Below are 14,273 nucleotides of genomic sequence, written 5' to 3'. Positions count from 1 at the left end.
GCCGGTGCCATGAGCAGCGCAGTGTTGAGGGAAGGCACCCCCGTGGATGAGATCGAGGAGCAGGAACTGCATGAGCGGTTCCGTCAGGGCGACGAGAGAGCGCTCGAAGCCATCTACCGCAGGTGGTCGCCGATCGTCTTCACCCTGGCCCTGCGGTCCCTGGGGGATCGGGGCGATGCGGAGGACGTGACGCAGAAGACGTTCGTCTCTGCGTGGACGTCGCGTGCGTCGTACGACCCGTCGAAGGCGAAACTCTCCACCTGGCTGGTGGCGATCGCGAAGCGACGCATCGCGGACATGCACGAGGCGAGGGCCAGGGTCCGCGCCCTTCAGGAGCAGTTGCAGCGGACGGCGCACCCGGATGACATGGTCGGACACGAGGTCGACCTCGGAGATTCGCTCCTTCTCGCCGATGAATTGCAGCGGCTCGAACCCGACGCGCAACGTGTGGTGCGTCTCGCCTTCTACGATGATCTGACGCACGACCAGATCGCCTCCCGCCTCGACATGCCATTGGGAACCGTGAAAAGCCATATCCGCAGGAGCCTGACGCGACTGCGACGACGACTGGAGGTGGGTCATGTCGCATCTTGATCCTGACCGGTTCGCCGCCGTCGCGTTCGGTGAGGCTCCGTCAGCCGACGAGCAGGTCCACCTCGCCGCGTGCGACGAGTGTGCGCTCGAACTGGCTGAGCTGGAGCATACGATCACCATCGGCCGTTCCACGATGAGTCTCGGCGAGCTCGAGTCCCCGCCGGACCGTGTTTGGGGGAACATCCTCGACGAGGTGCGCAGATCAGACTCCGCCCCGGTGGCCACCATGACCGCGCGCGAGGCGGGGTCTCCTCGGACCCCCGCTCCCGCTGCGCGTCCGCGGCGGCGGGGCTATCGCCTGCTCTTCGCTCTGGCTGCCAGCACGGCCTTCGTGCTCGCCGTCGTCGGCGTGTGGTCGCTCGTTCGTCCCGTGCAGGTGGTGGAGCTGGCGTCCGCGACTCTGAACGCGTTCCCGGAGCATCCGGGGGCGGCCGGATCGGCGGTGGTCGTGGAGTCCGCCGACGGCGACACCCGCGTCCGCGTCGAGCTGGACGCGTCGGTTCCGGATGCCGGCTACCGCGAGGTCTGGCTCATCACCGCGGATGCGTCCGCGCTGGTGAGCCTCGGTGTCCTCGACGGACGCGAAGGGGAGTTCGACGTCCCCGCGGGTATCGACATCGACGAATACGTCCTCGTCGACATCTCCCAGGAGGAGGATGACGAGGACCCGGGCCACTCGGGCGACTCCATTGTGCGGGGCGAGCTCGAGTTCGCGTGAGCGTGAGCCGGATCGTGGGTCCGGGTGTGCACCTTCCACGCGAAGGTGTATCCTGATGTGCTCGGGTGTTCGCACCCGGGGACAACTCCACAGGGTGACAGCGGTTCCTTGCCGAACGGCGCTCGGGGATGATCGGTTTCGACATCGCTCGTGACGCTGCGGGAAGCGGGCCGAGGATGCAGGGTTATCTCGTCAACGCTCCCTGCGAAAACAATAACTGCCGAAAAGAAGCAGTCCGACTTCGCCCTCGCTGCCTAAGCAGCGAGCTCGAGTCCGTCAGTCCGTGAGTGATCCCGTCACGGGTACTGGCGTCATCTAGGGATCTTGCTGCGTGATGGCGTCTGGACGTCACGCGGGACTCTTTCCAGGCTGGGCCCGTCGACTTGTGTGTCTGTGCTGAATGTCGGGGCCGAGCAGAACGTCTTCACAGACTGCGCCCGGAGAAGACGCAGTTCAAAAGCGATGGACGGGGGTTCGATTCCCCCCATCTCCACGACCGCTGTCACAACGGTGAAGGCCCGGTTTCCGCGATACCACGCGGATGCCGGGCCTTCATCGTCTCCGTGAGACACGGTCTGGCGCCGCTGTCGAGGCGGTTGGATCCGTCATGAGTTCCACAGGATCCTCGACTCGCGCCGGGCCGCATCCCACCGTCGCACGCCGACGATCGACCCGTCGTAAGCAGGCGCGAGACGGGCGGTCGCCTCCGGGATCTGCGAGAGGATGAGGCGGCGCGCGAGGGTGACATGCGGCGTCCATGCGCCCGGGGCGGTGTGCGGCAGATCCCCGCCCGGTCCGCAGATCGCGTGAAGCCTCCGGTGCAGCGCATCGAGCTCGGGCGTCAGGCGGATCGGTCGAACGAGGACTCCGCGACGGGCCTCATCCGAGTGCGAGAACACGATGGGCGCGAGCAGCCGAATCTCCAGCGGCAGGATGCTGACGATCGGGGTCAGATCCGGGACAGGGAGATCCGCCCGCACGACGGCGGTGATGTGGGGACGGTTCGCCGCGGCGGTGGATGCCGCGAGTGACGAGTGGCCGCCCGCTCGCAGCCGTTCCCAGTCGTCGCGGATGGACGCCTCGGACGCCGCGTCGAGGAGGAGTTCCAGAGTCACGACGCGCGGAGGAGCAGGTCGATCGGGGGAGGTCTCCGGTGCTAGGCCCACAGCGACTCGATCGGCACGAACCTCCCCAGCACCCGCTCCGCCGCCCGATGTCCCGAGCACAGCGCGGCGGTGACCGTCGCAGGGTCATCCGTCCAGGTCGCCTCGCCGGCCAGGTGCAGCACGTCGCCCACGGGCGTGGCGAGGTCGTCGTGGTCGGCGGTGGTCGACCCCACCCGCATATAGGCGTACGAGCCGCGTGCGAAAGGATCCTCCCACCACCGGGTGACCCGCACATGGATCGGGTCGACATAGCCGCCCGGGTACAGGCGTCGGAGCGGTCCCGCTGCCGCTTCGCCGACCTCCCTGTCGGAGAGATCGCGGATGCCGACCCCGGCCGGTCCCGCCGCGAAGGTGAGGAGCGTCGGCTCACCGTGGAGGTCGGTGAGGTCGTACCACGAGTGCCACCACTGCGCGGCGGGACCCTGAGCGCGGAGAGCATAGACGTCCGCATCCCAGAACCGGACAGGGAACCGGAGGAAGACCTTCTCGAACGCGTTCATCCTCAAACGTGAAAGTGCTCCGGCGACGGGGTCGGGGAGCGCGGGTGAGATCGTCAGGTCGCCAGAGGCGAGGACGCCGACCGGGACGGTCACCACCGCCGAGCGCGCGTGCCAGGCGCCGGCGTCCGTCACGGCGGTGACGCCGTCGCCGTTCCAATGCACCTCGCGGACGACCTCCTCGAGCCGCACGTCGACTCCGTCGGCCAGCCGTTGCGCGAGCACGTCGTAGCCCCCGGGAAAGACCACCTCGTCGCCCTCGATGGCGTCGTCATCGAGCCCGTGCGCGGCGAGGTCGTCGATCCGGGCGCCGTACTGCTCCTCGCTCCGGTGTTCGAAGTACTCCCGGACCCGCTGGGTCCTCTCCGCGTCCCACCCCTGAGCGGCGAGGGCCTGGTCGGTGACGTCGCGATAGGACGCGCGCGGCTCGGATCGGGCGATGATGCCGACGAGGTCCGCATCGATGCGGCGAATGTCGGCGATATGCCGCCGGGTCTCCTCGGCACTCAGACGCGCACCATCGGGGCCGAAGTAGGCGATCGGACGGCTGTCCGGCTGGTAGCCCCCGACCGTGAACTCCCGCATCGGCATGCCGAAGGCGGTCGCCGCCGCTGCGACGGGCGAGTCCGTGATCCCGTGGATCCACGACGCGCCGAGATCCGTCACCCATCCGTCGGTGCGATCGGTGTGGACCCGCCCACCGATCCGATCCCGCGCTTCGAGAACGACGGTGCGCCGGCCTTCGCCGCGGAGAAGTCGTGCGGCCGCCAGACCCGAGATTCCCGCGCCGACGATGATCGTGTCGAACCGATCCATGTCGCCTCCTGCCGCGCCGCCGTGGATCCGACCCTACCGTCGTCCTCCGCGCAGGGGCGGGAATACGGGGGACCGCGCACGCGCTGTGCCCCGCATGCGAGCACTCATGCACCACACCTTCGGAGAACCCGCCGACGTCCTGACCCTGGTGGAGCAGGAGACCGACGAGCCGGGCCCCGGAGAGGTCCGGGTCCGTACCGCGTTGGCGGCGATCCACAACCATGATCTGTGGACTGTCCGCGGCACCTACGGGTACCGGCCGGAACTTCCGGCCCGATCGGGGACGGAGGCAGTCGGGGTGATCGACGCCGTCGGTCCCGACGTCCAGGGGCTTCGCGTCGGCCAGCGGGTGTCCTCCGCCGGAGCGTTCGGCGTGTGGGCGGAGTCGTTCATCGCCCGTGCCGCAGCGCTCGTCCCCGTTCCGGACGAGGTGTCCGACGAGACCGCGGCGCAGTGGATCTCGATGCCGTTCAGCGCGCTCAGTCTCGTCGATTCCCTCGGTGCGGAGGAGGGCGATTGGATCGTCCAGAACGCCGCCAACGGCGCGGTCGGACGGCTGGTCGTCCCCTTCGCGGCGGCCCGCGGTATCCGTGTCCTCGGCCTCGTCCGCCGATCCGCCGCCGTCGATGAGCTGACTGCGGCCGGAATCGCAGATGTCGTCGCCACAGATTCCGCCGACTGGCAGGAACGCGCGGCCGAGATCATCGGCGGCGCGACGGTGCGGGCCGCAGTGGATTCGGTCGGCGGTCAGGCGGCGGGAGACCTGGTCTCGCTCCTGAGCGACGCGGGGACCCTCGTGGTCTTCGGGTCCATGGGTGAGCCGAATCTGTCCCTCCCCACCGGCGACATCATCTTCCGGCAGCTCACGGTGCGCGGTTTCTGGGGCAGCCGGGTCAGCAAGGACATGGACACCGCCACGAGGACGCGTCTGATGGGCGAACTCGTCACCCGGATCTCCTCGGGTGAGGTGTCGCTGCCCGTGGAGGAGATCTTCCCCGCCGCGGAGATCGCCGACGCTGTCCGCGCCAACGCGCGGGCGGGCCGCGCGGGGAAGGTCCTGCTGCGGTTCTGACCCGAAGGTCAGGACACGCGCTGGGCGTGCAGCGCGCTCTGGCCCTGCCACCCGTTCAGTTCGAGGTAGAGGGTGTCTTCGACGCGGGAGACCGAGACGACGGTGCGTCGCTCGAGCGCCTCTGTCGCTCGGTCGATGAATCCGGGGTCGAAACTGTGCAGCGAGATCTCCTCGCTCCGATGGATGCGCTTGCCCGACCAGGGGGCGGCGACCTTGGCGGGATCCCGGTGGGTGTAGACCGCGACCCGCGGCGAACGCAGGGATCCGTCGTGCAGACGGGCCGCATCGGGGGCTCCCACTTCGACCCAGATCACGAGAGCCCCGGTCGCGTCCTTCGCGTACACCGCCGGCTCACCCGCAGCGGAGATCCCGTCGCTGAAGACGATGCCGTCGGTGTATTCGAGGCAGTAGGCCAGCAAGCGCGTGAGCATGAAGGCGCCCGTCTCGGAGGGATGTCGCGCGACGCGCAGCGCCAGGTCCTCATAGATCCCGCGATCGACGTCGGCCAGGGTGACCTGGAAGGAGTACATCGTCGCGCCGGCGGCCATGGAGATCGAGGATAGGCGATGCGCGACGCCTGTCGCGGCGGCTCAGGATGCCGGAGGGGGCCATTCGATGAGGACGAGTCCCTGCTTCGTGTCCGCAACGGTGACCCAGCCGTCCCCGAACAAGTAGGTGATGCCGTAACCGTTCTCGTCCGGGGCGATGATCGTCTCGGGGTTCTCGGTGACGTAGACGCCTTCTGCCGCTTCCTCCCGGATCCAGCCCTGCCCCACCAGCTCGGTCTGCGCGGATCTGGTGGCCTGCTCGTCGATGGGCGACCAGCCGAAGATCTGCAGGTTGTCGCTGGCGGGTGCATCGAAGTCCGCCCACATGCAACGGAGTCCGTCCTCGAGCTCTGTCGATCCGACGTAGAAGGGTTCCTCACGCGAGGTCCAGCCGATCCGCTCGAACTCGGTGACGATCGAAGTGGCGATGATGGTCTCGCAGGTGGGGTCGACCTCTGCATCGGCTCCCGGTTCCACGGACTGCTCCGGTTCGGGCTCGGCGATCACCGGAGCCGACGCGGACGGGGTCGGCTGTGCTGAGGGCTCCGGCTCCTGGGGCGCGCACGATGTCGCGGCCAGGGCGAGGGGAAGAGCGAGGAGCGCGGCGGTCCAGCGGACGCGAGGCGGGATCATGGGGGAGTCTCCGGCGGGGATTGTCGGAAGCGGTCAGGGGCTGTGGAGCAGGTCGAGGAACGACGCGTGGAGGATGCCGTTGGTGGCGAGGACGGAGCGGGCGGCGAGATCGTCCTCTCCGTCGAAGGAGGTCACCCGTCCACCGGCTTCCCGGATGATCGGGACGTGCGCGGCGATGTCGTACTCCTTGACGCCGAACTCGGCGACGAGTTCGAGGCGGCCCTCGGCCAGGAGCATGAAGGGCCATGCGTCGCCGTACCCTCGGTCACGCCACACCGCTCGCGTGAGGCGGTCGAGCTCCGCCTCCCTGCCGGCGTCGCGCCACTGGCCGATGCTCTGGAAGCTGACGCTCGACGTCGCGATGTCGTCCACGCTCGACACGCGCAGGGCGCGCTCTCGTCCGTCCGCGGAACGCGTCCACGCGCCGAGGCCCGTGGCGCCCCACCAGCGTCGCCCGAGCGCGGGCTGGCTCACCACGCCGACCCGGGGGACGCCGTCCACGGCGAGGGCGATGAGCGTCGCCCACATCGGGATGCCCTTCAGATAGTTCGCCGTCCCGTCGATGGGGTCGATGATCCATCGACGCTCGCTCGAGCCCGTCGTGCCGTACTCCTCGCCGAAGATCCCGTCACCGGGCCGCCCGGCTTCGATCCGCTCCCGCAGCGCGCGCTCGGTGGCGAGGTCGGCCTCCGTGACGTGGCTGCTGTCGGCTTTCGTGCTCACCTCGAGGTCGGGAGCGTCGAACCGCGTCATCGACACCGCGTCCGCGGCATCCGCCAGCGCAAGCGCGAACGCGAGATCGGCGGTCAGGTCCCCGGAGAACTCCGCGTCGAAGGAGGAGGGCGGGGGAGCAGACGTCACCGCTTCAGGATACCCGCGGACTCGGTGCTCGATTTCCGCGTGACGGGATCGTGATGCTAGTGTTGACCCTCGGTTCGAGACGTCGGTTTTCCGATCGGATCCACGCACCTCTAGCTCAATCGGCAGAGCAACTGACTCTTAATCAGTGGGTTCAGGGTTCAAGTCCCTGGGGGTGCACCACACACGGGAAGGGCATGAGGGCTTCGCTTCGGCGAGGCCCTCATGTCGTCTCCGGGCGGGTACGGTTGCTTCGGTGAGCATCCACGACACTCGGACCCACCGTCATCGCACGGTCGAGGTCGCCGTTCCCGGCGGTACGCTCACCGTCGCGGTGTGGGATCCGGTAGACGACCTCGTCGATGCGCCCACGGCGTTGCTCGTCCACGGGATCACCGCGTCTCACCTCGCGTGGTCGTTCGTCGTCTCCCAGCTCCCGGGTGTCCGGCTCGTCGCACCGGACCTGCGCGGCCGCGGTCGGAGCGAGCACGTCGACGGACGCGCGGGGATGGCCGTGCACGCGGACGACCTCGCCCTCGTCCTGGATGCCTTGGACATCGACCGGGTGCCGGTGATCGCGCACTCGATGGGCGCCTTCGTCGCCGTCGTGCTCGCCCACCGGCACCCGGACCGCGTTTCGCGTCTCGTCCTCATCGACGGAGGTCTCCCACTGGATCTGCCCCGGGACGCCGATCCCGATGCTCTCGTTTCCGGTCTCCTGGGGCCCACAGCGGCGCGACTGTCGATGCGCTTCGCCGACGATGAGGAGTACCTGGAGTTCTGGCGCGGTCATCCCGCGTTCTGCGGTCACTGGTCGGAGGAACTCGAGCGCTACCTCCGATACGACCTCGTCGATGACGGTCACGGGGCTCTCCGCCCGGTGACGAGCTATCGCGTGATGATCGAGGACACGTTGGACAGCAACATGGGGGAGGCTGTGCCCGCCGCTCTCGCCGCCCTCCGCCACCCGACCACTCTGTTGACGGCCCCGCGCGGGTATCGGGACGAGCCCCCGGGCCTCTACGCCCCCGGGTACCTCAGTCGACTTCTGGCGCACTACCCGGGGATCGCGCACACCGCGGTCCTCGGGGTCAACCACTACACGATCATCATGGCGCCCGCCGGCGCACGCGTGGTGGGATCGGTCGCCGCCCAGGCGATCACGCGGATGTCCGAACGGTAGACCCCGCCGCCCGGTCAGGACCGCGCTGCGGCGATCCGGGTGGTCAGCTGATGAGCATGCGCGAGGAGGGTCCGGCCGAGTTCGGGAAGGCGATCCGGACCGAAGCGGAACTGCACGCCGGTCAGACTCAGCGCCCACTGCGGCTGGCCGTCTCGGTTGAACACCGCCGCTCCGAGGCCGAAGCTTCCTTCCACGATGAGCCCCGGGTTCACGGCGTATCCGCGCAGCTGGGTCTCGCGAACGCGCCGGCGGACATCGTGCGGCGCATGGGCAGCGCCCCAGCGGTCAGGCAGCTCCGGATGCCGGTCGAGATAGTCGTCCATATCGTGAGCCGGCAGGAAGGAGAGGATCGCGAGCCCCGCGGAGGCGACGCCGAGAGGGAATCGAATCCCTTCCGACAGCACGAAGGAGCGGATCGGGAAGCTGCCCTCCTCCCGGAGCAGGCACACCGTCTCGTCGCCCCGTCTGACTGAGAGGAAGGCACTCTCCTCGGTGCGGACAGCGAGGGACCGCACGATGTCGCGGGCCACCGCGGTCACGTCATACCGTGCGGCGGCCGCGGCGCCCATGAGGTAGAGCTCGGGGCCGGGGGTCCATGTGCCACGGGCTTCGTCTTGATCGACGAGCCCCTCCTTCCGAAGCGCCGAGAGGAGACGGTGCGTCGTCGGACGGGTGAGGGCCGACTGCCGCGCGAGTGCGGAGACCGTGAGCCCTTCCACCCCCGCCGCGGACACCAGACGAAGGAGGAGGGCCGCGCGCGCGATCGCCTGCGCACCGGGGATCGCGCGAGGAGTGTCCACATCGTGGACGCTAGACGACCAGATGTCCACATCGCAAGCGTCCGGTCGCCGTGCAGCCCGTCGCGGACGACGATGGTCGAGGAGGCGCCGGCGCGGCGTCCTTTTCGGATCGAAGGAGCTTCTCGCGTGATCGACAAGACTTGGGAATCGGCAGCGTCCGCTGTCGCCGACATCCCCGACGGCGCGTCCCTCGCGGTCGGCGGATTCGGCTTGTCCGGCAACCCGATGTCCCTCATCGATGCGGTGCACGAGCGCGGAGTGCGCGAGCTCGCGATCGTGTCGAACAACTGCGGTGTCGACGATTGGGGTCTCGGCATCCTGCTGAAGGACCGCCGCATTCGGAAGATGACGTCGTCCTACGTGGGGGAGAACAAGGAGTTCGAACGTCAGTTCCTGTCCGGGGAACTCGAGCTCGAGTTGACGCCCCAGGGCACTCTCGCGGAGAAGCTCCGGGCCGGGGGATCGGGGATCGCCGCCTTCTACACCCAGACCGGGGTCGGCACCCAGGTCGCCGAGGGCGGACTGCCCCGCCGCTACGACGGCGCGGGCGGCGTTGCCGTCGCCTCCCCGGCGAAGGACGTCCGCTCCTTCGCCCCCGACGGAATCCCTCGTGAGTACGTGCTGGAGGAGGCGATCGTGACGGACTACGCGCTGGTCCACGCTCTCCGCGGAGATCGTCACGGCAACCTCGTGTTCCGCAAGGCGGCCCGGAACTTCAATCCGCTCGCCGCGATGGCCGGCCGCGTGTGCATCGTGCAGGTCGAGGAACTGGTGGAGCCGGGGGAGATCGACCCCGACACCGTGCACCTCCCCGGCGTGTACGTCCACCGGATCGTCGAGGTGGGGCCGGCGATCGAGAAGCGCATCGAGAGGCGCACTGTCGCCGTCGACGGAGAGGGGAACTGAGCATGGCACTCACGCGTCAGGAGATGGCTGCCCGTGCCGCCCGGGAACTGGGCGACGGCTCGTACGTCAACCTCGGCATCGGGCTGCCCACGCTCGTGCCGAACTACGTCCCCGATGGGGTGACGGTGGTGCTGCAGTCCGAGAACGGCATCCTCGGCGTCGGTCCCTACCCGGGGGAGGACGCGGTGGACCCCGACTTGATCAACGCGGGCAAGGAGACGGTCACGGTCCTGCCCGGCTCGGCATTCTTCGACTCGGCGATGAGTTTCGGAATGATCCGCGGCGGCAAGATCGACGCGGCGATCCTCGGCGCCATGCAGGTATCGGCGGCCGGCGACCTCGCCAACTGGATGATCCCCGGGAAGATGGTCAAGGGGCCGGGCGGAGCGATGGATCTCGTGCACGGGGCCGCCAAGGTGATCGTCCTCATGGAACACGTCGCGAAGGACGGGACCCCGAAGATCGTCCGCGAATGCTCCCTGCCCCTCACCGGTCGCGGCGTCGTCGATCGGATCATCACGGACCTCGCCGTGATCGATGTGACCGAGACGGGTCTCGTGCTCGTCGAACTCGCGCCCGGCGTGAGCGTCGAAGATGTGCGCGCCGCCACCGAACCCGAATTGACCGTCGCGGTCGTCGAAGGAGAACAGCAGTCATGAACAGTCGAGACGTCGTCATCGTCGCCGCCGCCCGGACCCCGCAGGGGCGCCTGAAGGGAGCGCTCTCCTCGCTGAGCTCGACGGCGCTCGGCAGCGCCGCGATCCGCGGAGCGCTGGGGAAAGCAGGGCTGGACCCCGAGATCGTCGATGCGGTCCTCGTCGGGCAGGTGCTGCCCGCCGGTGCGGGGCAGAACCCCGCGCGCCAGGCGGCGATCGGCGCGGGGATCGGGTGGGACGTGCCCGCGGCATCCGTCAACAAGGTCTGCCTCTCCGGTCTCACGGCCGTCATCGACGCCGCGCGCATGATCCGGCTCGGTGACGCGCGGGTCGTCGTCGCCGCCGGCATGGAGTCGATGTCCCAGGCTCCGCACCTGCTCACGGGCTCGCGCCAAGGCTGGTCGTACGGGTCCGTGGAGGTCTTGGACCACATGGCCTACGACGGGCTCACCGACGCGTTCGACCGGGAGAGCATGGGCGCGTCGACCGAGCGGCACAACCTGCCGCTCGGGATCACGCGGGCCCGTCAGGACGAGATCGCGGCACGCTCGCATGAGCGCGCGGCCGAGGCGACGGCAGCGGGGCTCTTCGACGCCGAGATGATCGCCGTCGAGATCCCCCAGCGAAAGGGCGACCCGCTCGTCATCCGTGCAGACGAGGGCATCCGCGCCGACACGAGTGTGGACACGCTTGCCCGGCTGCGCCCGGCTTTCGCGGCGGACGGCACCATCACCGCGGGGAACGCATCGCAGATCTCCGACGGCGCGTCGGCCGTGGTCCTCACCACCCGGGCGCATGCGGATGCAGAGGGCTGGCCGATCCTCGCGGCGGTCGGCGCGGCGGGGCAGGTCGCGGGCCCGGACAATTCCCTGCACGCCCAGCCCGCGCGTGCGATCACCCAGGCTCTCGGTCGCCAGAGGATGACGGCGACGGACCTGGACATCGTGGAGATCAACGAGGCGTTCGCCGCGGTTGTGGCGAAGTCCCAAGACGACCTCGGGATCGACGACGATCGCGTGAACCCCCAAGGGGGAGGGATCGCCCTGGGTCATCCCATCGGCGCCTCGGGCAACCGTCTCGTCGTTCACGCTGTACACGAGCTCGTGCGCCGCGGTGGCGGCGCCGCCGCCGTCGCGCTGTGCGGAGGCGGGGGTCAGGGGGACGCGCTGATCCTGACCCGGTGAGCCGGGTGGGAACTCAGCGGCGGCGCTTCTCGAACATCTTCTGCGCCTTGCCGCTGACCGGGGAGTCATCCGGCACGATCTTTCCCCGGGACGCGCGCCGGGTGTCGACGATGGTACCGATGGCCAGGGCAAGGCTGATGCCCCAGCTGAGCCACGCCAGAGCAGTGCGCCAGGTGAACGGCTCGTCGCTGCGCAACGAGCGGAGCAGGGTCATCCCGCCGGTGATCGCGGTGATGATGCCGGTGCCGAAGAGGTACTTGCGCATGTCGACACGCTAGCGTGCGCGACCATCGACCCGTCGCCCTTGACAGGGCTGTCGCGAGGCGTCAAGGGCCCGGTCGTCCGTGGACCGCGCGATAGCCTGACATCTCCGTCCGCTCGAGTGTCAGGAGCCCGTGTGACCCAGGCCGAGTTCGTCGTCGTCGCCAATCGTCTTCCCGTCGACCGCGTCGTCGGCGCAGAGGGGGATGACGGATGGCGCCGCTCGCCCGGGGGCCTCGTCACCGCGCTCGAGCCTGTCATGCGCGCGTCGGAGGGTGCGTGGGTCGGTTGGGCGGGGAAACCCGACCTCGAGCTGGAGCCGTTCGAATTCGACGGCACATTCCTCGTTCCCGTTCGACTCTCGGCGCAGGACGTCGAGCAGTACTACGAGGGCATGTCGAATGACACGTTCTGGCCGCTGTATCACGACGTCATCGCCGCGCCCCGCTACCGCCGCGTGTGGTGGGACGCCTACGTCCGCGTGAACCGGCGATTCGCGGAGGCGGCCGCGGAGGTGGCCGCCGAGGGGGCGACGGTCTGGGTGCAGGACTATCAGCTCCAGCTCGTGCCGAAGATGCTGCGCGAGCTCCGACCTGATCTGGTCATCGGCTACTTCCATCACATCCCGTTCCCCGCCCACGGCCTCTACTCCCAGCTGCCTTGGCGTCGGCAGGTGCTCGAGGGCCTCCTCGGGGCGGACGTCATCGGGTTCCAGCGGGTCGCCGACGCCGGCAACTTCGCCCGCGCCGTCCGTCGTCAGCTGCGGTACCAGACCAAGGCATCGGGGATCTCCGTGCCGCTGGGGGACGGTTCGTACCGCAACGCCCTGGCCAAGGCCTTCCCGATCTCCATCGACGCGGAGTCGTATGTCGAACTGGCCCGCAGGCCCGAGGTGCAGCGGCGGGCCCGCGAGATCCGGGAGGGGCTGGGCAATCCGAAGCGGATCCTCCTCGGCGTGGACAGGCTCGACTACACCAAGGGCATCCGGCACCGCTTGAAGGCCTTCGGAGAGCTCCTGCAGGACGGCCGACTGACGGTCGAGGACGTCACCCTCGTCCAGGTCGCGAGCCCCAGCAGAGAGCGGGTCGAGTCCTACATGCAGCTGCGCGATGAGATCGAACTCACCGTGGGCCGCATCAACGGGGATTTCGACACGACCGACCACACCGCCATCCGCTATCTCCATCAGGCCTATCCGAGGGAGGAGATGGTGGCGCTCTTCCTGGCCGCCGACGTCATGCTCGTCACCGCGCTCCGCGACGGGATGAACCTCGTCGCCAAGGAATACGTCGCCACCCGCACGGACAATCGCGGCGTGCTCGTCCTGAGCGAGTTCGCCGGAGCCGCGGATGAGCTGCCGAGTGCACTCCTGATCAACCCGCACGACATCGACGGTATGAAGGACCAGATCATCCGGGCGATCGAGATGCCCCCGGCGGAGCAGGGGAGGCGGATGCGATCGCTGCGCAAGAAGGTCATCGAGAGCGACGTGGCGCAGTGGTCCCGCTCGTTCCTCGCGGCCCTGGACGCGGCGAAGCACCGGCACACGGCCGTGGGCGGCGACCGGCAGACCGAGGGCGCGACCGCGCCGGAGGCGTCATGAGCGCCGTCGACCTCACGGCCGTGACCGCGGTCGATCGCCTCCTCGTCGCCCTTGATTTCGACGGCACGCTTTCGCCGCTGGTGGATGAGCCGATGACGGCGCGGATGAGCGCCTCCGCGCGCGCCGCGGTGGAACGGCTGGTGGAGGCGCCTGGCACCACCGTCGCGCTGGTCTCCGGACGGAGTCTGCGGGATCTGCGCGTCATCGCGGAGCATGAAGACTCCTCGCGGATCTTCCTCGCCGGGTCCCACGGAGCAGAGTTCTGGAGCCCTGAGCGGGGAGTCGTCACCCATCCCGAGGACGCGGCGGCCGGTGCGCTGCGCGAGGAGCTCCAGCGTCGCGCCGAAGCGGCGACGACGGGCATGCGAGGGGTATGGATCGAGCCGAAGACCTTCGGTCTCGGGGTCCACACCCGCTCCGCCGACCGGGCGACGGAAGAGGACGCCCGGCGACGGGTGGACGCCCTCGTCGCCGAGGCGGCCCCCCACTGGCGCCGCCGCACGGGGCACAACATCGTCGAGTACGCCTTCCGCTCCGAGGGCAAGGACAGCGCGGTCGCGGAACTGCGCGCATGGACGCGGGCGGACGCGGTCGTCTTCGCCGGCGACGACGTCACCGACGAAGACGCCCTGCGCAGCCTCTCCGCCGATGACCTCGGCATCCACGTCGGTGACCGGCAGTCGGCGGCGACGCTGCGGGTGCCTGACATCGATGCCCTCGCGGACGTCCTGGTCCGTCTCGCGACGGAGCGGGTTGCGCGCGCGCAATAGACTTCGGG

The 14,273-nt window shown here is 69.2% G+C and carries 16 protein-coding genes, 1 tRNA gene and 1 other RNA gene; 11 read left to right on the top strand and 7 right to left on the bottom strand.

The annotated features are described in order from the left end of the window. Positions 1 to 9: 9 nt before the first annotated feature. The 3 genes from KZC50_RS12445 to ssrA all read left to right on the top strand — a co-directional run bounded on the left by KZC50_RS12445 (position 10) and on the right by ssrA (position 1,808). The gene (locus KZC50_RS12445; RefSeq protein ID WP_363568442.1) at positions 10 to 594 is read left to right on the top strand and encodes an RNA polymerase sigma factor; all 585 of its coding nucleotides are present in this window, start codon (positions 10 to 12) and stop codon (positions 592 to 594) included. Continuing rightward, the gene (locus KZC50_RS12440) at positions 581 to 1,312 is read left to right on the top strand and encodes an anti-sigma factor (RefSeq protein WP_310891873.1); all 732 of its coding nucleotides are present in this window, start codon (positions 581 to 583) and stop codon (positions 1,310 to 1,312) included. The genes KZC50_RS12445 and KZC50_RS12440 overlap by 14 nt, the downstream gene beginning before the upstream one ends. 124 nt (positions 1,313 to 1,436) lie before the next feature. Next, positions 1,437 to 1,808, top strand: a transfer-messenger RNA (tmRNA) gene (gene ssrA / locus KZC50_RS12435). 109 nt (positions 1,809 to 1,917) lie between these two features. Here ssrA and KZC50_RS12430 read toward each other — a convergent pair. After that, positions 1,918 to 2,427 (bottom strand): 2'-5' RNA ligase family protein, encoded by a 510-nt coding sequence (locus KZC50_RS12430; RefSeq protein ID WP_310891872.1) that lies wholly within the window; start codon positions 2,425 to 2,427, stop codon positions 1,918 to 1,920. A gap of 41 nt (positions 2,428 to 2,468) precedes the next feature. Further along, on the bottom strand, positions 2,469 to 3,791 hold the full coding sequence (locus KZC50_RS12425) for a flavin monoamine oxidase family protein (RefSeq protein ID WP_310891871.1): 1,323 nt from the start codon (positions 3,789 to 3,791) through the stop codon (positions 2,469 to 2,471). A gap of 94 nt (positions 3,792 to 3,885) precedes the next feature. Here KZC50_RS12425 and KZC50_RS12420 point away from each other — a divergent pair, with 94 nt between their 5' ends. Continuing rightward, entirely contained in the window at positions 3,886 to 4,863 is a 978-nt protein-coding gene (locus tag KZC50_RS12420) for a zinc-binding dehydrogenase (protein ID WP_310891870.1), read from the top strand. An 8-nt stretch (positions 4,864 to 4,871) separates the two neighbouring features. On the opposite strand, the gene KZC50_RS12415 is transcribed toward KZC50_RS12420, so the two are convergent. From KZC50_RS12415 to KZC50_RS12405, 3 genes are read right to left on the bottom strand one after another with little or no spacing between them, the layout of a single operon-like run. Continuing rightward, the gene (locus tag KZC50_RS12415; protein WP_053548382.1) at positions 4,872 to 5,411 is read right to left on the bottom strand and encodes a YaeQ family protein; all 540 of its coding nucleotides are present in this window, start codon (positions 5,409 to 5,411) and stop codon (positions 4,872 to 4,874) included. A 42-nt stretch (positions 5,412 to 5,453) separates the two neighbouring features. After that, positions 5,454 to 6,044, bottom strand: a complete 591-nt coding sequence (locus KZC50_RS12410) for a hypothetical protein (RefSeq protein WP_053548381.1) — start codon at positions 6,042 to 6,044, stop codon at positions 5,454 to 5,456. A 33-nt stretch (positions 6,045 to 6,077) separates the two neighbouring features. Beyond that, entirely contained in the window at positions 6,078 to 6,905 is an 828-nt protein-coding gene (locus KZC50_RS12405; RefSeq protein WP_310891869.1) for an inositol monophosphatase family protein, read from the bottom strand. Between the two features lie 104 nt (positions 6,906 to 7,009). Here KZC50_RS12405 and KZC50_RS12400 point away from each other — a divergent pair. Together KZC50_RS12400 and KZC50_RS12395 are read left to right on the top strand one after the other, a co-directional pair. Next, positions 7,010 to 7,085, top strand: a tRNA-Lys gene (locus KZC50_RS12400). 73 nt (positions 7,086 to 7,158) lie between these two features. Then, entirely contained in the window at positions 7,159 to 8,085 is a 927-nt protein-coding gene (locus KZC50_RS12395; RefSeq protein ID WP_310891868.1) for an alpha/beta hydrolase, read from the top strand. Between the two features lie 14 nt (positions 8,086 to 8,099). On the opposite strand, the gene KZC50_RS12390 is transcribed toward KZC50_RS12395, so the two are convergent. Then, positions 8,100 to 8,885 (bottom strand): IclR family transcriptional regulator, encoded by a 786-nt coding sequence (locus KZC50_RS12390; RefSeq protein ID WP_053548379.1) that lies wholly within the window; start codon positions 8,883 to 8,885, stop codon positions 8,100 to 8,102. Positions 8,886 to 9,011: 126 nt separating this feature from the next. Here KZC50_RS12390 and KZC50_RS12385 point away from each other — a divergent pair, with 126 nt between their 5' ends. The 3 genes from KZC50_RS12385 to KZC50_RS12375 are packed head-to-tail and all read left to right on the top strand — an operon-like array spanning position 9,012 to position 11,631. Beyond that, positions 9,012 to 9,791: a CoA transferase subunit A gene (locus KZC50_RS12385; RefSeq protein WP_310891867.1), complete on the top strand. Its 780-nt coding sequence runs from the start codon at positions 9,012 to 9,014 to the stop codon at positions 9,789 to 9,791. Between the two features lie 2 nt (positions 9,792 to 9,793). Continuing rightward, the gene (locus KZC50_RS12380; protein WP_197273004.1) at positions 9,794 to 10,450 is read left to right on the top strand and encodes a CoA transferase subunit B; all 657 of its coding nucleotides are present in this window, start codon (positions 9,794 to 9,796) and stop codon (positions 10,448 to 10,450) included. Beyond that, positions 10,447 to 11,631, top strand: a complete 1,185-nt coding sequence (locus KZC50_RS12375) for an acetyl-CoA C-acetyltransferase (RefSeq protein WP_310891866.1) — start codon at positions 10,447 to 10,449, stop codon at positions 11,629 to 11,631. Before KZC50_RS12380 ends, KZC50_RS12375 begins: the two co-directional genes overlap by 4 nt. Before the next feature lie 13 nt (positions 11,632 to 11,644). Here the strand turns inward: KZC50_RS12375 and KZC50_RS12370 are convergent, their stop codons facing one another. Next, positions 11,645 to 11,896: a hypothetical protein gene (locus tag KZC50_RS12370; protein ID WP_301132936.1), complete on the bottom strand. Its 252-nt coding sequence runs from the start codon at positions 11,894 to 11,896 to the stop codon at positions 11,645 to 11,647. 132 nt (positions 11,897 to 12,028) lie between these two features. On the opposite strand from KZC50_RS12370, the gene KZC50_RS12365 reads away from it, so the two are divergent. Then, on the top strand, positions 12,029 to 13,495 hold the full coding sequence (locus KZC50_RS12365) for an alpha,alpha-trehalose-phosphate synthase (UDP-forming) (protein WP_310891865.1): 1,467 nt from the start codon (positions 12,029 to 12,031) through the stop codon (positions 13,493 to 13,495). Then, positions 13,492 to 14,265 carry a trehalose-phosphatase gene (gene otsB, locus KZC50_RS12360; protein ID WP_310891864.1) on the top strand — a complete coding sequence of 258 codons (774 nt, stop codon included), beginning with the start codon at positions 13,492 to 13,494 and terminating at the stop codon, positions 14,263 to 14,265. Before KZC50_RS12365 ends, otsB begins: the two co-directional genes overlap by 4 nt. Positions 14,266 to 14,273 lie beyond the last annotated feature (8 nt).

Origin of the sequence: Microbacterium aurantiacum, assembly GCF_031625015.1 — a bacterium.
GTDB lineage: Bacteria > Actinomycetota > Actinomycetes > Actinomycetales > Microbacteriaceae > Microbacterium > Microbacterium aurantiacum.
Note: the sequence above shows the minus strand (reverse complement) of the source record. Positions and strands in the feature narration are given on the sequence as shown.

Bases quoted from the DNA above. Each gene is read 5' to 3' on its own strand.
- KZC50_RS12445 (WP_363568442.1), top strand. From the start codon at position 10: ATGAGCAGCGCAGTGTTGAGGGAAGGCACCCCCGTGGATGAGATCGAG.
- KZC50_RS12440 (WP_310891873.1), top strand. From the start codon at position 581: ATGTCGCATCTTGATCCTGACCGGTTCGCCGCCGTCGCGTTCGGTGAG.
- KZC50_RS12425 (WP_310891871.1), bottom strand. From the start codon at position 3,791: ATGGATCGGTTCGACACGATCATCGTCGGCGCGGGAATCTCGGGTCTG.
- KZC50_RS12420 (WP_310891870.1), top strand. From the start codon at position 3,886: ATGCGAGCACTCATGCACCACACCTTCGGAGAACCCGCCGACGTCCTG.
- KZC50_RS12415 (WP_053548382.1), bottom strand. From the start codon at position 5,411: ATGGCCGCCGGCGCGACGATGTACTCCTTCCAGGTCACCCTGGCCGAC.
- KZC50_RS12410 (WP_053548381.1), bottom strand. From the start codon at position 6,044: ATGATCCCGCCTCGCGTCCGCTGGACCGCCGCGCTCCTCGCTCTTCCC.
- KZC50_RS12380 (WP_197273004.1), top strand. From the start codon at position 9,794: ATGGCACTCACGCGTCAGGAGATGGCTGCCCGTGCCGCCCGGGAACTG.
- KZC50_RS12375 (WP_310891866.1), top strand. From the start codon at position 10,447: ATGAACAGTCGAGACGTCGTCATCGTCGCCGCCGCCCGGACCCCGCAG.
- KZC50_RS12370 (WP_301132936.1), bottom strand. From the start codon at position 11,896: ATGCGCAAGTACCTCTTCGGCACCGGCATCATCACCGCGATCACCGGC.
- otsB (WP_310891864.1), top strand. From the start codon at position 13,492: ATGAGCGCCGTCGACCTCACGGCCGTGACCGCGGTCGATCGCCTCCTC.